Source organism: Psychrobacter sp. CX90 (genome assembly GCF_057396305.2).
In genome coordinates, this window is record NZ_CM182008.1 from 1,532,445 (window position 1) to 1,557,428 (window position 24,984).

Annotated in this window: 1 protein-coding gene; it reads right to left on the reverse strand. The window is 45.3% G+C overall.

The window, feature by feature from the left end; translation table 11 throughout:
• Positions 1–227: 227 nt before the first annotated feature.
• A complete protein-coding gene (locus AC2SLN_RS06155; RefSeq protein ID WP_495057371.1) occupies positions 228–24,926 on the reverse strand; it encodes a Calx-beta domain-containing protein in 24,699 nt (8,232 codons plus the stop codon).
• Between the last annotated feature and the right edge of the window lie 58 nt (positions 24,927–24,984).

Sequence of the window (24,984 nt, forward strand, 5' to 3'; positions counted from 1 at the left end):
ATTCATCCCACATAATCCCTAGTTATCCCACTTCTTCCCACATTTATAACGCCTTTCTAGGGTATTTATCTAGGGTGTGGTCAACCATGATGGCTATAAACCTGAATGTGTACGTTGTACCATTACACCAACATATTAGATAAAATAAAAAAACTCCCATCACATTTAGTGATAGGAGTTTTTGCATTTAGCAACAAATAACAAATGAGGAACTGAAAGCTTAAAAACTACAATACTGTAATATTGATCTCATTATCAATGTATAAATTATGAGTGCCATTGCTATCAGTAAATGAATACACTTGATAACCATTACTTAAGCCATTATAAGTCCCACCATTAGAAATGATTGAGATAGAGTCAGAGCTATCCCCTTCTATATATAAACCTTTATCAGTCATGTCTGTATCATTAATGACATTTAAAATATCACTGAAGCCAAAATCACTAATAGTCTGGCTACCATTACCTTCCATATCAATAACTTCAAGTTGATCAAATACAGAAGCCGAATCAATTGAACTAAAGTCTAAGGTACCGCCATCTTCATTAATTGACAATGTGTCTACTCCATCGCCACCATTGTATAGTGTGTTGTCTGCTTGATAGATTAACGTATCATCGCCACCATCACCATAAAGTTTATCAGTACCTTCCCCACCATCTAGGGTGTCATTAGAACTACCACCATATAATTCGTCATTGCCAGCACCGCCATTAAGGATGTCGTTTCCGTATGAACCACGCAATAGATCGTTACCAGCTAAACCATTTAATGTATCGTCTCCTAACTCACCATATAATTTATCATCTTCTACGGTACCTGTTACTGTATCGTTACCGCCACGAGCTCTCACCGTAACGCCTTCAGGTATATCTTCGCCATTATAGACATTATCATTATCGTCTAAAACGATTTCACCTAATGGAGATATAGACAAGATTAAAGTAGCTTCAGAGGTTATCGTATCTGTAACATCATTACCATTAACATCCTTCGCGGTATCAATGCTTTTAGCAGTTATTTTGAGACTGCCTTCATAACTACCATGAATAATGGCAACGTTGTCCAGATCGTTTCCTGATAGACCCAGCAAAGTATAGGTACCATCGCCATTGCTTATATATGACTTATTTTGAGTTCCTGAGCCATCATTTAAAGGTATCTCCACTCCTTCCACTGTAAACTTAACATTATCATTTAATGCAGGACTACCATTCACTGCACCAATCATTAATGTCACTGTTTCACTACCATCAACATTGTCGCCTTTTCTAGCGCTTAGGTTCAATAAAGTCGGCTCATAAGCTTCACCTAAGCTCTTAGTTGGTTCAAATTTAACTTCATCAGCAATAGGAGTAAACCCTAATTTGAAGGTCTGAGGAGCTGATATTAGACCCTGCTCATCTACCACCTGTACAGTTGAATCAAATGCACCACTATAACTATCTCGAGGACTGATTTGGAATGGTACGGCATTGCCGTCTGCAGATGGCACAAGCCATTGTCCATTACCAAGGTTAGTTGCTAATACATTGTCTCCATTAGCATCCTGATAGCTGACCGTTGCATCAATACTTTGTTGTTCACCATCAAACTCAGGAACTTTAATAATAATGCCTTGAATAGATGCACCTGATTCAGAAGGATCTGCATTTTCAAGTGTGTAATTATCAAAACTTACTGCACCGCCCTCACTTGAAGTTTTCGTAGTTTCATTGTCTTTTATTTGGACACCATCAGTTACAGGAACGACCTTAAGAGTGGTTACAATATTGGCGGTTAAAGTTTCGCCAACTTGGCCAGCTATTTCAGAGTCTTCATAGTGTTTCACTTCTGCTGATATCGTAACAACATTTTCGCCTGTATCATTATTATCCTGTGGCTGGTACTTAACAACTACACTGTCTGGACTACCATTAACAGGTATTACATACTTACCATCTGTAGGCGTTATTTCAACAAGTCCATTACCACCGTTGTAGAAAATCTTGCCTGGCGCAAGGCCTGCAGTAACATAACCTGTTTCATCCAATGTCAAAATAATATTGCCATCGACAATCTTGTGATAAGCACCGTCAGCAGGATTATTAAGATTTATTGTCACATCGACAGTCGTGTCTTCGTTGATGGTTAACTCCTGAACAGCCTCTGGCATAGGGTCTGTTACAGGGGTATAAGTCAATGTACCAGCATCACTGCCAGACTGATTGTCACGCTCATCCCAAGCATTAAGTGAAACGGTAACTGGAACAATACCATCGGGATCGTTTGGGTACTCATTCGTATTATTGGTACTGTAGTTTTCAGGCGCAGTAATTTGAATATTTTCTAGAACATTCTGAAGCGCATCGTCATCACCCGTACCACTAACAATCCAGCGTGAACCCACTTTAGTAATGGTTATACCATCTATTGGGCTGCCTATCCAATCTAACATTGCATCTTCAGGTAAGTTATCGATTGAAAAAGCAAAGCTAGTGTCATCTTGAGCATCACTTCCTAAATGAACCGATGTGCTGGGTAATCCTGCTGGTGTTAATAGATCTTTTAAAGTAATTGGAGTATCTTCTTTAACTTCAACATCGCCAATTTCGACCTGACCTACTAGCTGAAGCGTTGACGTATCGTCTCCATCAGAAGTTACATTAAGATTCAAATTAAACGATACCGTGGTAGAATTCTCTTCCGCAATCTCATCACCTTCAGCAGGTGTACCAAAATCTTGAGTAAAGGTTTTAATCGTAATATCGTAGTCACCAGTAGAAATATCACTTTGTTTATAGAATACCAATTCATACTCGGGCGCATTGGTATCGTCAAAAGTATTATCTGCTGTGGCATTTGGCACATCTACATACCATGTAATGGTATCTCCTACACCAGCAGACTGAATACCGTTTTCAATAGAGACACCCTTGGGTACACCAGTTACCTCTATACGAGTAAACTGCTCAGTACCATCATTGTCTGGCGAAGATAATTGCACGGTTTTGGTAAACTTAATTTCTGGAACAGAATTACCATTAATGGTTTTAACACCTTGATCATCATTAATCACTATAGACAGACCATCATCTACTGTATCAGCATTATCAATTGCAGGCTTATCGGTCACAGGCAACACATCTACTGCTATACTCCCACTACGGGTAGCAGAAGTACTATTGATTTCATTACCATTACTGTCATTAACTGTAGTACCGACCTCGTCTACAAGGGTATACGTGTAGTCGATATTATAGTCTGTATCCAAATGTGTATCATTTTTCGGAGTAAATGTCACTGTTGTTCCAGCGGCTACTTCATATGCGCCATTATTTAAAATTGGTGTAACTAGGTTCCCTGTACCATCGTCTACTTGAATAGTTAGGTTACTAGCACTTAACTCAGATTCAGTAAAGAAGTAAGTCGTTACTTTCTCAACACCAATATTTGATCCAGTAGTGCTGTCTGTTGTATCTAGCGTGTTTCCACTTGTCGGTACACTCGGCTCGGTAGGCAATGTTAAGCTAAACGCTGTATCTTCATTTTGAGTGACATTTAACGTCGGTACCTGATTATCCGCTGCATCTGGTTTGAAAAAGACGTTTACACTAACTGGATCATGAACTGCCGAGTCTTTATTTAACTTAAGCTCAGTTGTAATGGCTGTGATTTGAAACTTAGCAATACCAGCAAAGTTATCAGGTGCTTCAATGTTTACGTTGCCGTTTAGCAAGTCTTCTAATTTGTAACCCCACAACCCACTACCAAGTGGTGTTGCCCCTGTTACTTTAAAGTCAGACTTCAAACCGTCCATTTGAGCAAAGTCAATTTTGAAACTCACTGATTCATCAACGTCATAAGCGACAGGGTTCTGGTTATAAATTTCTAATAGATTAAATGATGTATCTTCTGTCCCAATACCATTAATCTTATTTGTACTATTTTCAATAGTTGCTAATTCTTTTAGGGTGGTATCATTCTTGACGACATCAGCAACGTTTTGAACAGTAACTGGTAACGTTTGAGTAGCAGGTCCAGTGGTAGAGGTACCATCTTTAGCAACTGCCTCAACTACTAAATCAAATTTTCCACTAGAGTTGTGTGGCGGTATCAGAATTAGTGGTGCTTCACTATCAAAATTAGGAATCTCAACTTGACCATTTGTTACGATTAGCTCTGTACCATCGTAATATATCGAAGAGCCGTCGGGTATATGCTTAATGGTTACAGTGAAGGTTTCAGAGCCATCTAAATCACGCGAAGTTGGCCTGATAACCAGCGGGATACCATCTTCATAATTTGTAATATCATCTGCATTAACATCACTTGAAGTATTGCCATTTCCACGCCCCGCATCCTCAAGACCTTCTGCTTCACTAACTGTAAGGGTAACTTCGCCTGCAACACTATTAATATTTGGTAGTTTTAACCAAGATGTGCCAGTAACTGCCGTATCTGAACCTGATCCATCTTCATCAATATCAACTGTTTTAGCTTGCACCTTAATCCAGAAGTTATCAAATGCATCATTACCAAGCAGCTCTTCTCCTTCATCATTATGATTAAGATTATAATCACTGACGTAGAATGGTGGTACAAATTGTAGTGTATCTAGGAACTCAACAGGAATATCAGCTCCCATATCATCACCATCAGGTGTCACAGTAATCCATTCGTTTCCATTATTATAACGAAACAATGCACCCGCCATGGCTTCAAAGTTCTGCGCCAAAGGAATGTCATCAGTAGAGCCTACCTCAGTATCACCCATACCAAAGCTGACTCGTGCAAATGTTTCTTCTGAGTCGTTGTAAGCAGTAGCAGGCTCTGTTAGTGGTGTCGTTAAAGAGACACTATCTTCATTAGACCAATCAACTTTAAGATTAAATAATACATCTTCTTCTTTGCCTAGCGTAAACCAAGTATCAATATCTGAGTCTAAGAGCTCATTTCTTTCACTTATAGATTCTAATGGATTATAAGTATGACCATCCGTCATTGTAAGATCAGCATTATCGTCGCCATCAGTATCAGAAACACCAACCTCAATTATTTCAGCCACTGGAGTAACCACAATCTCCCTAACGAACGTTGTACTGTCCGTTACTGCCGTACCAGTAGAACTGTCCGTTGTCTCTACAAAATAGGTCAGAGGAATATCTTTACTACTGTGCGCTGGTGGTGTGATGGTATATCCTGCAACATCAACTGGGGTATTACCAAAAATGTAATAAGTTTGACCATCTACTGTCTCAATAGGAAGCTGAGATAAATCCACCTCATCACCATTGCCATCACGCACTGTACCGACACTGGCAACGAGTGATGATTGCAAAATACCTATTTTTGAGAAGCTCTCATCATCACTTGTATCGGTATTTGGTGCAAAATTATCTTCATCTGTGATAGTAAAGATTGATTTGCCATTGGCTTGCTTAAAAAGCGCTATTGCTGTGTCTTCTTTACCTTGGGGATTTACAGCAGTCACGTCAATAGTTGGATTGACCGTTAAGTTTAATGCAACAGAAGCAGACTCTGGTTTGATTTGTGGATTAATATCCGTAGAGTCTGTATCACTATCTTTAGCCACTAACGTAATCTTAGCATCAATATTACCGGCATAATCTTTAGGCGGTGCTATCGAAAATTCTGGATCAGTTGAAGTAGAGATAGCTTTATCTGAGAAGACAGCTTTACCATCTGTATTCGCAATTTTTGTAACACCTTCAATGACAACTTTGGTTCCAGGTGGTAGCCCTTCTATTTCATAATGATATAACTCTGAACCATCGGTATCTGCAAACGTCTCTTTTAATACAGACTGCAAATTTAAGCTTGTATCTTCATCGATTACGGCTGTTATAGTGTCGTTCTTATCAATGTCATTATTTGGATCATCTGATATTGAAATAGAAGTTGTCCCTTCAGGTAGGGTTGTCGGTTTAACTAAATCTATTACTGGGATATCAGTTACCGCTTGTACATCGATAAGCATATCGACTGAGGTTGTCTCTTCAATCAATTTACCATCAATAGTATCTGATGCACTTGAATCATTAGGCTCTGACAAAGACTTACCATCGGCATCTACTTCATATTCAGTAACACTCATATTTACGGTAAAGTTACTCGAATCATGCTCTTTATGAGAAATAATTAACGACTCAAATTGAGCTTTGGTCATCTCAACATCAGCTGTAAGATCCTTAATATGAACACCATCAGTTAACTTAATCGTAACCTTGCCATCATCTCCAGTACTACTGATTACTGTCTGCTTATCCCCATTATCATCGTAGTAGAACAGCTCCGCACCTTCAGGTATGCCACTTAGGGTGATTGATCCAAATCGTTCGCTTCGATCTACAGACCCCCCATTGTCATCATCTTCAAGGTTTATATCGGCAACAATACTAGCATCAATAACTTCATTGCCTGATGCATCTACAGTGATTGGTGTTGTTCTATCTTCTACACCCAAATCACCCAATATAGGCGCATTAAAACCAAGCTTAAATCCTCGCACAAAACTATTGTCGGTCGTGACATCTGGTGTTAAATCTAGAAGCTCATCTTCTTCAACATAGTTTGTGAATATCTTAGAACCGGTTTCTCCCGTAGATACAACTTCTTGAGCATCCATCGTTATGATTGGTGCATCGGCTACAGGATCGACTTCAATATTAATCTGATTTTCAATAACTGTTTCATCATCAATGGCGCGTATATGAAACATCACACTGTAGTTAAGGTTCACTGAATTAGGTGTCTGATCATAACCATTAGCTTCATCAGGCATTCCCAAATTACTATCATTTGGTTTATTAATTGATGAATAGTTTTCTTCAGGATTAAACTCTATTTGTCCATTGCCAATCTCTCTGAGGCTACCTACGACCGCTTCATTGTCCGGTGTATACAGTGCCCCACTAGCATCATAAGCGTTACCATTAACATCTATATAGATTAAATCGCCTTGTGATATCTCAATAGATGAGGTTTTGTCGTAGTTTAGTATGGTAACGACACCACCATCAAAGTTTTCAGCGACATTAATTAATAAAGCATCCTTACCATTTAGGGCAATGTCTTGATCATTGGTAATATCGCCAAAGTCCCCTTCATTCATTGTGAAACTTAGGTCTCGATTAATGATTCTATTTTCGACATTGACGTTAAATTGATCATTATCAATAGATCCATCGGCATCTACAACGGCATAGTCGAGCTTAAAGATGATGTCATCAAGTCGACCATCACCATCAGAATCAATATTATAATGTCTGACAGTATCATATAGCGTAGCGGTATAGTCTAGCCCTTCTGGATTGATTTCTACTTTAAATACAACATTGTTATTAGGGTCATCAACCGTGGTAGCTACTAACTCACCTGCCTGAGTGGTAGATGCATAGATTGTACTATAGTCAGTTACACCATCAACTTCTGCATAGCGATAATAAATTGGTAAACCATCACTTTGAAAGAAGCCTGTTTGCGCACCCTCAGCAATAGTAAAGTAGATGTCAGCAATATCATCTTTGTTTCCAGATATCGTAAAAGCTTCAGCTACTGTTACGACATCTGTACCTGCAACACCAGAGTCAGGATATAAGTCATCTTCTTGCAAAGTAACATTTTTATCCTCCTCAATAACTGGCGATGTATCCGTTATTCGAATGGTTTGAGTGGCGCTGTTTGAAACATCACCATCAGCATCCACAGCCGTATAAGTGAAAGAACCATCATCTTGTAAATTAGGCCCAGGGTCTCGATTATCTATTGCTTTGTTAGCTTTAAATGTCCAATCACCATTTTGCTGAACAGTCAGTAAACCCGTTGGTGTTTCCACCTCATTACCAAAGTCTGACGAAGATATCTTTTTTCCATCTAAGTTAGTATAAGTAAACTTTTTAATTGCCAAATCTTGATCAGCGCCTATGTCATTCTCTAATACATTACCCGTTAGCAGTGTACTGTCATCAGCACTATCATAAGAGCCTTCAACTACCTCAACTATGGTATCGTTTACGGCTAATACCCCATCATCAATAATATTGACATTAAATTGTTGAATGGAGGTGCTGTCAGTATCTTGAAGCTCGTATTTAACAGGCAAAGTGATTTCATCAGTTCCACCCACTCCATTGTCATGATCGAGTTGCCCTTTCAGCTCAAACACAAACTCTTGAGTCTTGCCTGAACTATCATCGGTATTGGTTAAGCTAATAGTAAACACTTTATCATTACCGGCTTTGGCCACTATCGTATGACCATCAGCGCTTATCTCGTAAGCCAACTCCGTACCATCAGATGTTAAACCTAATGCTTTAAGACCTGTGATGGTTTGCGCATCTGTGAAAACCACATCACTGATATCATCGGCATCTTTTACGATACCAAGTTTACGATTGGCGATAAGCGAATCAGGCGTCGTGTCTGTACCATTGTCTAGGTCATCCTCATCTAAAGTGACCTCAGGCTGCAATGCTGTAGGATGAGTATCGGTTACTTTGATTATGAAATCAGCCGTGCTAGTATCGCCATCGGCATCGGTTATGGTATAGGCAATGGTGTCTGTAACGCCTACTGGTGTTGGGTTGTTTTCAGTATCATCAGAGGTATACTCCCATGTGCCATCAGCATTAACGGTTAATGCACCATATTGGGTATCCACTTCAGTACCGACAGTACCTGTAGCGAGTGTGCCATCCTCTTTAGTATATTTAAAGCTTGTGATCGTAGTTGCAGGAGATCCTAAATCATCATTGGTCAATAAGTTTAGGTTTGTTGAGTCAGACGATATAACCTTGCCTCCCTCTTCTACGTAAGCAACATCGTTAAACGCTTGTGGGGTTGCATCGACCGTAATAACGGTAGTAGCAGTATTACTATCATCACCATGCTCATCAGTAACAGTGACCTCAATAAGACGGTCCACTTCACTTGGTGTAGTAGAGGTATTATTAAACTTTATGGTATTTATCACTGATTGATAGTCAGCAATACTGGCATTGCCAGTTAGCTCAACGATAGAATTACCCAGTAAGGTAGCAGTAATACCTGTACCAGCTGGCAAGTTACTAATATCTAATACATCGCCAGTATGCGGATTAGTAATTTTAATAACCGCTTTTGACATAAGATCAGCAACAGTTGTTGTATCAATATCAGCGATACCTGTTGTTCCACTAATTACAACTCCGCCGCTTCCTTCAACAAAGTCATATGAATAGCCTGTGTCGGCGTCGATAACACCGTTTGCGCTTGATAAATCAAGTTCTGGCGCATCATTTGTACCTTGGATAGTAACAGTAAGGGTCTCAATTGTTCCATCAGTAAGCGTATAAGTAAATACATCGGTTACCGAAGCATTTTTTGACAACGCCTGAACTTCATCACTGTTGTTATTTAGAACATAGCTATAGCTACCATCAGTGTTAAGTGCCAAGCTTCCGTATGTCCCAGTACCTGCTGCTGAGGTTGGATCTATTGGCGTTACTGATGTAACTGTTCCAAGTTCATCATTGTTTAAAACATTACCGGTAGCAATTAACGTATTATCTTCGATAACTGTGGCAGTGTCTGGTTGCGGGTCGATATTATCAATAATCTCACCCGTGACACTGTCTTTAGTTGTATCAACTAGTATATTTTCGAACACACCATCATCATCGGTAACTGATTCTAGTGTTAGAACATAACTCTCTATCCCTTCCTTAAACAAATCATCCTTAACCTCTTGAGTAATTTCAAATGTGCTATTGCCGCCAGTGGTTCCAGTTAGTTTTACTGAAGCTCCAATCCTACTACCGTCATAATCAGCATCCGATGTAGAGTCAGAACTAAACTTCAATGTTACAGTAATAGACTCTCCTTCAGGTAATATAACTGCATTACCAACACTGTTTACCAGTTTAATGGTATGAGTCAACTTATTGTCATCGTTAGGTGTCGTACCTGTCGCTCCTTCAACCACTGTGTCATTACCTGTCAGGCGTACATACACGGTGTCTTCTGAACCTTGTTTACTTTCATCATTGATGGTACCAGTCGCAGTCGGTGTGCCTAATTTGGTACCTACTGGGTTGCTGATCTCTAGTACGGCTTTTTCTGATACTTCGTAAATGTAATCATCAAACGGTGTTAGTTTAATTGCAGGGGCTTCTTTGCTACCTGCTGGTATTTTCACGGTTACACCGTTCTCTAAGAAGTCTGCTATTTTTGTAGGATCAGTCAATACGACAGCAGTACCATTTACATCGGTATATTCTACTCTTTCGATATCTTCTGGCTCAATGGTGCTGTTGTCAGTATTCAGTTTAACTAATACTGTGGTGTCAACTGTGCTTTCGTTATTTTGGCTAACTTCAAATTCTAATGCTGTGCCATCTCCTTCTATGACTTCGGGGACGGTCGCTGCTATGCTAACGGTTGGCTTGTCGCCCTCGGTTGGGTTACCGTCTGCATCGGCTTCGTCTTTGATGACACCTGTTACTGCGTCTGTACCTATCGTTACATTCACTGGGCTTGAGATGTTCATGCCTAGCGTTTCTTCGATTTCATAAATGTCGTCGTTAAGCGCTGTAATGGTAAATTTCGGCATGTTCTCGGCAGTTGTGCCCGCTGGTATTTCAACTTCTACCCCACCTTTTAACTCAGCTACTGTGTATTCTTGAGTTGTGCCATTGGCTTTGGTTAACACTACTTTGGTCGTAGCGTCTTCAATATCTTCAGGCTCTACGTCTTGTAAGTCAAGCTTAGCAACAACGGTCGTGGCTTTGTCACTGATACCTTCTTGGTTGATGGTAAAGACGATTTGGTTATCTGTTGCTGGGTCCCCTGCAACGCCTCCTTCACTGGCAATACCATCGGTTTGTACGATGTTGATGACTGGTGCATCGTCATCGTCAAGAATGGTACCTGTGCCGTCATCTCCACCAATGGTTAGTTTGGTGGTTTCGTCAGCTTCGTCTATTTCATCTGGTGTGGTTGGATAGGTAACAGTGAAACTCTCTACGCCTGCTGGTACAGTGATTGTGCCAGTCGCAGCGTCATAGGTTACGCCATCACTAAATGTTGGATCGTTGTCGTAATCTTCGCCTTCTGTGGCGGTGCTATCTTCTAGTTTAAAGTCATAGGTCACTGGCGTTTCTGTCTTGCCATTGACTGTGACGGTATGCACTAGTTCGCCACCTTCAGTTACTTCAGCATCGCCTACGGTTACTGTCGGTTTGTCGCCGTCTGTTGGGTCAGTCGGATCGTCCGGGTTGTTCGGGTTGTTGTCATTGTCAGCTTGGTCTTCGTCTAAGATAATACCTGTGTCTTCAAGTGTACCTTCCTTCGCGTTGACAACGTCAGATAGCGTCATGCTAAATTGTTCTGATTGCTCATAGATAGAGTCGTCTAGCGGTACGATGGTAAAGGTCGGGGTAACGCCTCCTGTTGCTGGTATGGTAACGTCTATACCGGCTTGTGCTTCTGCTACTGTTACGCTCTTAACGGTGCCGTCTCCGTCTGTAAACGAGATGGATTGTATGTCTTCAGGCTCAATCTCGCCTAGGTTAAGGGTCACTTTACCTGTGGTTTCAAGTTCGGTTGCGCCTGTGAGTTGTACTTCAAAGACGATGGCGTCATCAACAGCGCCTTCAACGGCTTCTTTATCAGTGCCTACTAGGTTAAGTACTGGCTTGTCGCCCTCGGTTGGGTTGCCGTCTGCATCGGCTTCGTCTTTGATGACACCGGTGTCTTTTGTGCTGGCGCCTAGGTCAGCTCCGACTGGGTTGCTGATCTCTAGAACCACGTCTTCTACTTGCTCATAGATGTCGTCGTCTTTTGGTGTGAGCTTGATGACGGGGGCTTTGGTTTCTCCTGCGGGAATTAAGACGGTTGTGCCGTTCTCTAAGAAGTTAGCGATGTCGGCAGGGTCTGTCAGTACTACGGCGTTACCGTCGACATCGGTGTATTCTATCTTCTCGATGTCGGCAGGTTCAATGCTGCTGTCATTGCCTAGTTTTACATTCACTGTGGTGTCGTCATTGCTTGGGTTGGTTTGACTGATTTCAAATTCAAGCGCTGTCTCTTCCCCTTCTACGGCTTCGGCGACGGTCGCTTCTATGTTGACTTTAGGTTTGTCGCCTTGTTCTGGGTTGCCGTCTGCATCGGCTTCGTCTTTGATGACACCGGTGGCACTTGGGGTGCCTAACGCGGCGTTGGTTGGGTTGCTGATCTCTAAGATGGCGTCTTCTGATTGCTCATAAACGTCATCGTCTGCTGGCGTTAGCTTGATCGCTGGGGCGTCTTTGCTGCCCGCTGGTATTTTAACGGTTACCCCGTCCGTGAAGAATGCTTCAATGTCTGCAGCTTCAGTTAAGGTAACTTCTGTGCCTGTTTCATCGGTGTAAACCACTTGTTTGATGTCTGAGGGGTCAATGGCGTTGTCCGCACTAAAGTTGACGTCGACGGTGGTGTCTTGTTCACTTAGGTTGTTTTGACTGACCACATATTCAAGGGCAGTCTCTTCGCCCTCGATAGCCTCGGCAACGGTCGCGGCAATGCTAACCACGGGTTTGTCGCCGTCTGTTGGGTCAGTCGGATCGTCCGGGTTGTTCGGGTTGTTGTCATTGTCAGCTTGGTCTTCGTCTAAGATAATACCTGTTGCAGTCGGAGTACCTAGCTTAGCATTGGTTGGGTTGCTAATCTCAAGTACCATGTCTTCTGATACTTCGTAAACACTGTCATCATCTACTGTCACTGTAATGGCTGGGGCTGCTGTTTCTCCCGCTGGGATTAATATACTATCGCCATTGGTCAAGAAGTTTGCAATGGCAGCTTGGTCGCCCAATGTGACTTGAGTGCCATCGGCTTTAGTGTAGCTGATTGATACAATGTCTTCAGGTTCAATGGTACTTGCGCTGCCAAGTTTAACGTCAACTGTTGTGTCAAATTCACTGATGTTATCTTGAGTGATTTCAAATGCTAGGGTGTTATCTATTCCTTCGATAGCTTCTGCATCTGTTGCGGCAATGCTAACGGTTGGCTTGTCGCCCTCGGTTGGGTTGCCGTCTGCATCGGCTTCGTCTTTGATGACACCGGTGTCTTTTGTGCTGGCGCCTAGGTCAGCTCCGACTGGGTTGCTGATCTCTAGAACCACGTCTTCTACTTGCTCATAGATGTCGTCGTCTTTTGGTGTGAGCTTGATGACGGGGGCTTTGGTTTCTCCCGCGGGAATTAAGACGGTTGTGCCGTTCTCTAAGAAGTCGGCGATGTCGGCAGGGTCTGTCAGTACTACTGCGTTACCGTCGACATCGGTGTATTCTATCTTCTCGATGTCGGCAGGTTCAATGCTGCTGTCATTGCCTAGTTTTACATTCACTGTGGTGTCGTCATTGCTTGGGTTGGTTTGACTGATTTCAAATTCAAGCGCTGTCTCTTCCCCTTCTACGGCTTCGGCGACGGTCGCTTCTATGTTGACTTTAGGTTTGTCGCCTTGTTCTGGGTTGCCGTCTGCATCGGCTTCGTCTTTGATGACACCGGTGGCACTTGGGGTGCCTAACGCGGCGTTGGTTGGGTTGCTGATCTCTAAGATGGCGTCTTCTGATTGCTCATAAACGTCATCGTCTGCTGGCGTTAGCTTGATCGCTGGGGCGTCTTTGCTGCCCGCTGGTATTTTAACGGTTACCCCGTCCGTGAAGAATGCTTCAATGTCTGCAGCTTCAGTTAAGGTAACTTCTGTGCCTGTTTCATCGGTGTAAACCACTTGTTTGATGTCTGAGGGGTCAATGGCGTTGTCCGCACTAAAGTTGACGTCGACGGTGGTGTCTTGTTCACTTAGGTTGTTTTGACTGACCACATATTCAAGGGCAGTCTCTTCGCCCTCGATAGCCTCGGCAACGGTCGCGGCAATGCTAACCACGGGTTTGTCGCCGTCTGTTGGGTCAGTCGGATCGTCCGGGTTGTTCGGGTTGTTGTCATTGTCAGCTTGGTCTTCGTCTAAGATAATACCTGTGTCTTCAAGTGTACCTTCCTTCGCGTTGACAACGTCAGATAGCGTCATGCTAAATTGTTCTGATTGCTCATAGATAGAGTCGTCTAGCGGTACGATGGTAAAGGTCGGGGTAACGCCTCCTGTTGCTGGTATGGTAACGTCTATACCGGCTTGTGCTTCTGCTACTGTTACGCTCTTAACGGTGCCGTCTCCGTCTGTAAACGAGATGGATTGTATGTCTTCAGGCTCAATCTCGCCTAGGTTAAGGGTCACTTTACCTGTGGTTTCAAGTTCGGTTGCGCCTGTGAGTTGTACTTCAAAGACGATGGCGTCATCAACAGCGCCTTCAACGGCTTCTTTATCAGTGCCTACTAGGTTAAGTACTGGCTTGTCGCCCTCGGTTGGGTTGCCGTCTGCATCGGCTTCGTCTTTGATGACACCGGTGTCTTTTGTGCTGGCGCCTAGGTCAGCTCCGACTGGGTTGCTGATCTCTAGAACCACGTCTTCTACTTGCTCATAGATGTCGTCGTCTTTTGGTGTGAGCTTGATGACGGGGGCTTTGGTTTCTCCTGCGGGAATTAAGACGGTTGTGCCGTTCTCTAAGAAGTTAGCGATGTCGGCAGGGTCTGTCAGTACTACGGCGTTACCGTCGACATCGGTGTATTCTATCTTCTCGATGTCGGCAGGTTCAATGCTGCTGTCATTGCCTAGTTTTACATTCACTGTGGTGTCGTCATTGCTTGGGTTGGTTTGACTGATTTCAAATTCAAGCGCTGTCTCTTCCCCTTCTACGGCTTCGGCGACGGTCGCTTCTATGTTGACTTTAGGTTTGTCGCCTTGTTCTGGGTTGCCGTCTGCATCGGCTTCGTCTTTGATGACACCGGTGGCACTTGGGGTGCCTAACGCGGCGTTGGTTGGGTTGCTGATCTCTAAGATGGCGTCTTCTGATTGCTCATAAACGTCATCGTCTGCTGGCGTTAGCTTGATCGCTGGGGCGTCTTTGCTGCCCGCTGGTATTTTAACGGTTACCCCGTCCGTGAAGAATGCTTCAATGTCTGCAGCTTCAGTTAAGGTAACTTCTGTGCCTGTTTCATCGGTGTAAACCACTTGTTTGATGTCTGAGGGGTCAATGGCGTTGTCCGCACTAAAGTTGACGTCGACGGTGGTGTCTTGTTCACTTAGGTTGTTTTGACTGACCACATATTCAAGGGCAGTCTCTTCGCCCTCGATAGCCTCGGCAACGGTCGCGGCAATGCTAACCACGGGTTTGTCGCCGTCTGTTGGGTCAGTCGGATCGTCCGGGTTGTTCGGGTTGTTGTCATTGTCAGCTTGGTCTTCGTCTAAGATAATACCTGTTGCAGTCGGCGTACCTAGCTTAGCATTGGTTGGGTTGCTAATCTCAAGTACCATGTCTTCTGATACTTCGTAAACACTGTCATCATCTACTGTCACTGTAATGGCTGGGGCTGCTGTTTCTCCCGCTGGGATTAATATACTATCGCCATTGGTCAAGAAGTTTGCAATGGCAGCTTGGTCGCCCAATGTGACTTGAGTGCCATCGGCTTTAGTGTAGCTGATTGATACAATGTCTTCAGGTTCAATGGTACTTGCGCTGCCAAGTTTAACGTCAACTGTTGTGTCAAATTCACTGATGTTATCTTGAGTGATTTCAAATGCTAGGGTGTTATCTATTCCTTCGATAGCTTCTGCATCTGTTGCGGCAATGCTAACGGTTGGCTTGTCGCCCTCGGTTGGGTTGCCGTCTGCATCGGCTTCGTCTTTGATGACACCGGTGTCTTTTGTGCTGGCGCCTAGGTCAGCTCCGACTGGGTTGCTGATCTCTAGAACCACGTCTTCTACTTGCTCATAGATGTCGTCGTCTTTTGGTGTGAGCTTGATGACGGGGGCTTTGGTTTCTCCTGCGGGAATTAAGACGGTTGTGCCGTTCTCTAAGAAGTCGGCGATGTCGGCAGGGTCTGTCAGTACTACGGCGTTACCGTCGACATCGGTGTATTCTATCTTCTCGATGTCGGCAGGCTCAATGCTGCTGTCATTGCCTAGTTTTACATTCACTGTGGTGTCGTCATTGCTTGGGTTGGTTTGACTGATTTCAAATTCAAGCGCTGTCTCTTCCCCTTCTACGGCTTCGGCGACGGTCGCTTCTATGTTGACTTTGGGTTTGTCGCCTTGTTCTGGGTTGCCGTCTGCATCGGCTTCGTCTTTGATGACACCGGTGGCACTTGGGGTGCCTAACGCGGCGTTGGTTGGGTTGCTGATCTCTAAGATGGCGTCTTCTGATTGCTCATAAACGTCATCGTCTGCTGGCGTTAGTTTGATCGCTGGGGCGTCTTTGCTGCCCGCTGGTATTTTAACGGTTACCCCGTCCGTGAAGAATGCTTCAATGTCTGCAGCTTCAGTTAAGGTAACTTCTGTGCCTGTTTCATCGGTGTAAACCACTTGTTTGATGTCTGAGGGGTCAATGGCGTTGTCCGCACTAAAGTTGACGTCGACGGTGGTGTCTTGTTCACTTAGGTTGTTTTGACTGACCACATATTCAAGGGCGGTCTCTTCGCCCTCGATAGCCTCGGCGACGGTCGCGGCAATGCTAACCACGGGTTTGTCGCCGTCTGTTGGGTCAGTCGGATCGTCCGGGTTGTTCGGGTTGTTGTCATTGTCAGCTTGGTCTTCGTCTAAGATAATACCTGTTGCAGTCGGCGTACCTAGCTTAGCATTGGTTGGGTTGCTAATCTCAAGTACCATGTCTTCTGATACTTCGTAAACACTGTCATCATCTACTGTCACTGTAATGGCTGGGGCTGCTGTTTCTCCCGCTGGGATTAATATACTATCGCCATTGGTCAAGAAGTTTGCAATGGCAGCTTGGTCGCCCAATGTGACTTGAGTGCCATCGGCTTTAGTGTAGCTGATTGATACAATGTCTTCAGGTTCAATGGTACTTGCGCTGCCAAGTTTAACGTCAACTGTTGTGTCAAATTCACTGATGTTATCTTGAGTGATTTCAAATGCTAGGGTGTTATCTATTCCTTCGATAGCTTCTGCATCTGTTGCGGCAATGCTAACGGTTGGCTTGTCGCCCTCGGTTGGGTTGCCGTCTGCATCGGCTTCGTCTTTGATGACACCGGTGTCTTTTGTGCTGGCGCCTAGGTCAGCTCCGACTGGGTTGCTGATCTCTAGAACCACGTCTTCTACTTGCTCATAGATGTCGTCGTCTTTTGGTGTGAGCTTGATGACGGGGGCTTTGGTTTCTCCTGCGGGAATTAAGACGGTTGTGCCGTTCTCTAAGAAGTCGGCGATGTCGGCAGGGTCTGTCAGTACTACGGCGTTACCGTCGACATCGGTGTATTCTATCTTCTCGATGTCGGCAGGCTCAATGCTGCTGTCATTGCCTAGTTTTACATTCACTGTGGTGTCGTCATTGCTTGGGTTGGTTTGACTGATTTCAAATTCAAGCGCTGTCTCTTCCCCTTCTACGGCTTCGGCGACGGTCGCTTCTATGTTGACTTTGGGTTTGTCGCCTTGTTCTGGGTTGCCGTCTGCATCGGCTTCGTCTTTGATGACACCGGTGGCACTTGGGGTGCCTAACGCGGCGTTGGTTGGGTTGCTGATCTCTAAGATGGCGTCTTCTGATTGCTCATAAACGTCATCGTCTGCTGGCGTTAGTTTGATCGCTGGGGCGTCTTTGCTGCCCGCTGGTATTTTAACGGTTACCCCGTCCGTGAAGAATGCTTCAATGTCTGCAGCTTCAGTTAAGGTAACTTCTGTGCCTGTTTCATCGGTGTAAACCACTTGTTTGATGTCTGAGGGGTCAATGGCGTTGTCCGCACTAAAGTTGACGTCGACGGTGGTGTCTTGTTCACTTAGGTTGTTTTGACTGACCACATATTCAAGGGCGGTCTCTTCGCCCTCGATAGCCTCGGCGACGGTCGCGGCAATGCTAACCACGGGTTTGTCGCCGTCTGTTGGGTCAGTCGGATCGTCCGGGTTGTTCGGGTTGTTGTCATTGTCAGCTTGGTCTTCGTCTAAGATAATACCTGTTGCAGTCGGCGTACCTAGCTTAGCATTGGTTGGGTTGCTAATCTCAAGTACCATGTCTTCTGATACTTCGTAAACACTGTCATCATCTACTGTCACTGTAATGGCTGGGGCTGCTGTTTCTCCCGCTGGGATTAATATACTATCGCCATTGGTCAAGAAGTTTGCAATGGCAGCTTGGTCGCCCAATGTGACTTGAGTGCCATCGGCTTTAGTGTAGCTGATTGATACAATGTCTTCAGGTTCAATGGTACTTGCGCTGCCAAGTTTAACGTCAACTGTTGTGTCAAATTCACTGATGTTATCTTGAGTGATTTCAAATGCTAGGGTGTTATCTATTCCTTCGATAGCTTCTGCATCTGTTGCGGCAATGCTAACGGTTGGCTTGTCGCCCTCGGTTGGGTTGCCGTCTGCATCGGCTTCGTCTTTGATGACACCGGTGTCTTTTGTGCTGGCGCCTAGGTCAGCTCCGACTGGGTTGCTGATCTCTAGAACCACGTCTTCTACTTGCTCATAGATGTCGTCGTCTTTTGGTGTGAGCTTGATGACGGGGGCTTTGGTTTCTCCCGCGGGAATTAAGACGGTTGTGCCGTTCTCTAAGAAGTCGGCGATGTCGGCAGGGTCTGTCAGTACTACTGCGTTACCGTCGACATCGGTGTATTCTATCTTCTCGATGTCGGCAGGTTCAATGCTGCTGTCATTGCCTAGTTTTACATTCACTGTGGTGTCGTCATTGCTTGGGTTGGTTTGACTGATTTCAAATTCAAGCGCTGTCTCTTCCCCTTCTACGGCTTCGGCGACGGTCGCTTCTATGTTGACTTTAGGTTTGTCGCCTTGTTCTGGGTTGCCGTCTGCATCGGCTTCGTCTTTGATGACACCGGTGGCACTTGGGGTGCCTAACGCGGCGTTGGTTGGGTTGCTGATCTCTAAGATGGCGTCTTCTGATTGCTCATAAACGTCATCGTCTGCTGGCGTTAGCTTGATCGCTGGGGCGTCTTTGCTGCCCGCTGGTATTTTAACGGTTACCCCGTCCGTGAAGAATGCTTCAATGTCTGCAGCTTCAGTTAAGGTAACTTCTGTGCCTGTTTCATCGGTGTAAACCACTTGTTTGATGTCTGAGGGGTCAATGGCGTTGTCCGCACTAAAGTTGACGTCGACGGTGGTGTCTTGTTCACTTAGGTTGTTTTGACTGACCACATATTCAAGGGCAGTCTCTTCGCCCTCGATAGCCTCGGCAACGGTCGCGGCAATGCTAACCACGGGTTTGTCGCCGTCTGTTGGGTCAGTCGGATCGTCCGGGTTGTTCGGGTTGTTGTCATTGTCAGCTTGGTCTTCGTCTAAGATAATACCTGTGTCTTCAAGTGTACCTTCCTTCGCGTTGACAACGTCAGATAGCGTCATGCTAAATTGTTCTGATTGCTCATAGATAGAGTCGTCTAGCGGTACGATGGTAAAGGTCGGGGTAACGCCTCCTGTTGCTGGTATGGTAACGTCTATACCGGCTTGTGCTTCTGCTACTGTTACGCTCTTAACGGTGCCGTCTCCGTCTGTAAACGAGATGGATTGTATGTCTTCAGGCTCAATCTCGCCTAGGTTAAGGGTCACTTTACCTGTGGTTTCAAGTTCGGTTGCGCCTGTGAGTTGTACTTCAAAGACGATGGCGTCATCAACAGCGCCTTCAACGGCTTCTTTATCAGTGCCTACTAGGTTAAGTACTGGCTTGTCGCCCTCGGTTGGGTTGCCGTCTGCATCGGCTTCGTCTTTGATGACACCGGTGTCTTTTGTGCTGGCGCCTAGGTCAGCTCCGACTGGGTTGCTGATCTCTAGAACCACGTCTTCTACTTGCTCATAGATGTCGTCGTCTTTTGGTGTGAGCTTGATGACGGGGGCTTTGGTTTCTCCTGCGGGAATTAAGACGGTTGTGCCGTTCTCTAAGAAGTTAGCGATGTCGGCAGGGTCTGTCAGTACTACGGCGTTACCGTCGACATCGGTGTATTCTATCTTCTCGATGTCGGCAGGTTCAATGCTGCTGTCATTGCCTAGTTTTACATTCACTGTGGTGTCGTCATTGCTTGGGTTGGTTTGACTGATTTCAAATTCAAGCGCTGTCTCTTCCCCTTCTACGGCTTCGGCGACGGTCGCTTCTATGTTGACTTTAGGTTTGTCGCCTTGTTCTGGGTTGCCGTCTGCATCGGCTTCGTCTTTGATGACACCGGTGGCACTTGGGGTGCCTAACGCGGCGTTGGTTGGGTTGCTGATCTCTAAGATGGCGTCTTCTGATTGCTCATAAACGTCATCGTCTGCTGGCGTTAGCTTGATCGCTGGGGCGTCTTTGCTGCCCGCTGGTATTTTAACGGTTACCCCGTCCGTGAAGAATGCTTCAATGTCTGCAGCTTCAGTTAAGGTAACTTCTGTGCCTGTTTCATCGGTGTAAACCACTTGTTTGATGTCTGAGGGGTCAATGGCGTTGTCCGCACTAAAGTTGACGTCGACGGTGGTGTCTTGTTCACTTAGGTTGTTTTGACTGACCACATATTCAAGGGCAGTCTCTTCGCCCTCGATAGCCTCGGCAACGGTCGCGGCAATGCTAACCACGGGTTTGTCGCCGTCTGTTGGGTCAGTCGGATCGTCCGGGTTGTTCGGGTTGTTGTCATTGTCAGCTTGGTCTTCGTCTAAGATAATACCTGTTGCAGTCGGAGTACCTAGCTTAGCATTGGTTGGGTTGCTAATCTCAAGTACCATGTCTTCTGATACTTCGTAAACACTGTCATCATCTACTGTCACTGTAATGGCTGGGGCTGCTGTTTCTCCCGCTGGGATTAATATACTATCGCCATTGGTCAAGAAGTTTGCAATGGCAGCTTGGTCGCCCAATGTGACTTGAGTGCCATCGGCTTTAGTGTAGCTGATTGATACAATGTCTTCAGGTTCAATGGTACTTGCGCTGCCAAGTTTAACGTCAACTGTTGTGTCAAATTCACTGATGTTATCTTGAGTGATTTCAAATGCTAGGGTGTTATCTATTCCTTCGATAGCTTCTGCATCTGTTGCGGCAATGCTAACGGTTGGCTTGTCGCCCTCGGTTGGGTTGCCGTCTGCATCGGCTTCGTCTTTGATGACACCGGTGTCTTTTGTGCTGGCGCCTAGGTCAGCTCCGACTGGGTTGCTGATCTCTAGAACCACGTCTTCTACTTGCTCATAGATGTCGTCGTCTTTTGGTGTGAGCTTGATGACGGGGGCTTTGGTTTCTCCTGCGGGAATTAAGACGGTTGTGCCGTTCTCTAAGAAGTCGGCGATGTCGGCAGGGTCTGTCAGTACTACGGCGTTACCGTCGACATCGGTGTATTCTATCTTCTCGATGTCGGCAGGCTCAATGCTGCTGTCATTGCCTAGTTTTACATTAACGGTGGTGTCGTCATTGCTTGGGTTGGTTTGACTGATTTCAAATTCAAGCGCTGTCTCTTCCCCTTCTACGGCTTCGGCGACGGTCGCTTCTATGTTGACTTTGGGTTTGTCGCCTTGTTCTGGGTTGCCGTCTGCATCGGCTTCGTCTTTGATGACCCCGGTGGCACTTGGGGTGCCTAACGCGGCGTTGGTTGGGTTGCTGATCTCTAAGATGGCGTCTTCTGATTGCTCATAAACGTCATCGTCTGCTGGCGTTAGTTTGATCGCTGGGGCGTCTTTGCTGCCCGCTGGTATTTTAACGGTTACCCCGTCCGTGAAGAATGCTTCAATGTCTGCAGCTTCAGTTAAGGTAACTTCTGTGCCTGTTTCATCGGTGTAAACCACTTGTTTGATGTCTGAGGGGTCAATGGCGTTGTCCGCACTAAAGTTGACGTCGACGGTGGTGTCTTGTTCACTTAGGTTGTTTTGACTGACCACATATTCAAGGGCAGTCTCTTCGCCCTCGATAGCCTCGGCAACGGTCGCGGCAATGCTAACCACGGGTTTGTCGCCGTCTGTTGGGTCAGTCGGATCGTCCGGGTTGTTCGGGTTGTTGTCATTGTCAGCTTGGTCTTCGTCTAAGATAATACCTGTGTCTTCAAGTGTCCCTTCCTTCGCGTTGACAATGTCTGATAGCGTCATGCTAAATTGTTCTGATTGCTCATAGATAGAGTCGTCTAGCGGTACGATGGTAAAGGTCGGGGTAACGCCTCCTGTTGCTGGTATGGTAACGTCTATACCGGCTTGTGCTTCTGCTACTGTTACGCTCTTAACGGTGCCGTCTCCGTCTGTAAACGAGATGGATTGTATGTCTTCAGGCTCAATCTCGCCTAGGTTAAGGGTCACTTTACCTGTGGTTTCAAGTTCGGTTGCGCCTGTGAGTTGTACTTCAAAGACGATGGCGTCATCAACAGCGCCTTCAACGGCTTCTTTATCAGTGCCTACTAGGTTAAGTACTGGCTTGTCGCCCTCGGTTGGGTTGCCGTCTGCATCGGCTTCGTCTTTGATGACACCGGTGTCTTTTGTGCTGGCGCCTAGGTCAGCTCCGTCTGGGTTGCTGATCTCTAGAACCACGTCTTCTGCTTGCTCATAGATGTCGTCGTCTTTTGGTGTGAGCTTGATGACGGGGGCTTTGGTTTCTCCTGCGGGAATTAAGACGGTTGTGCCGTTCTCTAAGAAGTTAGCGATGTCGGCAGGGTCTGTCAGTACTACGGCGTTACCGTCGACATCGGTGTATTCTATCTTCTCGATGTCGGCAGGTTCAATGCTGCTGTCATTGCCTAGTTTTACATTCACTGTGGTGTCGTCATTGCTTGGGTTGGTTTGACTGATTTCAAATTCAAGCGCTGTCTCTTCCCCTTCTACGGCTTCGGCGACGGTCGCTTCTATGTTGACTTTAGGTTTGTCGCCTTGTTCTGGGTTGCCGTCTGCATCGGCTTCGTCTTTGATGACACCGGTGGCACTTGGGGTGCCTAACGCGGCGTTGGTTGGGTTGCTGATCTCTAAGATGGCGTCTTCTGATTGCTCATAAACGTCATCGTCTGCTGGCGTTAGCTTGATCGCTGGGGCGTCTTTGCTGCCCGCTGGTATTTTAACGGTTACCCCGTCCGTGAAGAATGCTTCAATGTCTGCAGCTTCAGTTAAGGTAACTTCTGTGCCTGTTTCATCGGTGTAAACCACTTGTTTGATGTCTGAGGGGTCAATGGCGTTGTCCGCACTAAAGTTGACGTCGACGGTGGTGTCTTGTTCACTTAGGTTGTTTTGACTGACCACATATTCAAGGGCAGTCTCTTCGCCCTCGATAGCCTCGGCAACGGTCGCGGCAATGCTAACCACGGGTTTGTCGCCGTCTGTTGGGTCAGTCGGATCGTCCGGGTTGTTCGGGTTGTTGTCATTGTCAGCTTGGTCTTCGTCTAAGATAATACCTGTTGCAGTCGGAGTACCTAGCTTAGCATTGGTTGGGTTGCTAATCTCAAGTACCATGTCTTCTGATACTTCGTAAACACTGTCATCATCTACTGTCACTGTAATGGCTGGGGCTGCTGTTTCTCCCGCTGGGATTAATATACTATCGCCATTGGTCAAGAAGTTTGCAATGGCAGCTTGGTCGCCCAATGTGACTTGAGTGCCATCGGCTTTAGTGTAGCTGATTGATACAATGTCTTCAGGTTCAATGGTACTTGCGCTGCCAAGTTTAACGTCAACTGTTGTGTCTTTTGTGCTGAGTTGGTCTTGTGCAATACGGAATACTAAAACATTATCAATACCTTCAACTGATTCAGCATCTAAGGCTTGAATACTAACTATAGGTGGATAATCCACAGAGATAGTCGCTGGGTTAGATGCCTTGCCTGTTTTATCAGAAACAATGTATTCAATTGGCGTAGGGTCTTTGCTAAATCCGGCTTCTGGTGTGAAGGTTACTTTGCCTTCTGGGTCAACTTCCCATGTCCCTTCGCCGGGTACGGTTACGCTCTTTCCATCTTCAGAGATGGTGCTGCCTTCTGGCGCTTTACTAATGACTACTGTGCTTGGGTCAAGATCGTTTTCAGGGTCAGTGTCGTTACCCACTACGTCGATAACAACGGGTTCTCCACTAGTGCCTTCTTTTAGGTCGTCATTGGCAGTTGGTGCTGTTTGTGGATAATCCACAGAGATAGTCGCTGGGTTAGATGCCTTGCCTGTTTTATCAGAAACAATGTATTCAATTGGCGTAGGGTCTTTGCTAAATCCGGCTTCTGGTGTGAAGGTTACTTTGCCTTCTGGGTCAACTTCCCATGTCCCTTCGCCGGGTACGGTTACGCTCTTTCCATCTTCAGAGATGGTGCTGCCTTCTGGCGCTTTACTAATGACTACTGTGCTTGGGTCAAGATCGTTTTCAGGGTCAGTGTCGTTACCCACTACGTCGATAACAACGGGTTCTCCACTATTACCTTCTTTTAGGTCATCATTGGCGGTTGGTGCTGTTTGTGGATCTTTATCGTCATCATCATTAAATAAAAATGGGACTAATCCAAGGCCTAACCACCATGGAAAACCGGCTGGTGCTGTAATCCACCAAGGGGTTAACATTTCTTCTCCCCCTAGAGCGGCACCTTCAACATCGCCCATTTCTAGTTGGGTAACATAGTCATAAACTTCACCGGTATCTGGAATATAGTGATAGTAACTACCATCTTCAGCGATACCAATTAAGGCTTGTTGATCATTATCGTAAAAACCTTCAATAATTAAGTCTGTGTCCTTACCTTCACGCTCAAACGATACATGTAAATCATTGTCGACACGTTTGGTAATAATATGATTCGGGGCACGACCAATGGATTCATCAAAGAATTCATAGTTAACGTCTTTTTCCGCTTTAATTATGTCAATATGACCATCTTTTGTAATAACGCTAATTTCATTAATTGTTTTTGCTGTGTCATGTGTTTTTACGATAATGTTCTTCATGGATAGTTACCTTTAAATATTATTAATGTGCTTATAATGCTATATGCGATTGGGTGTA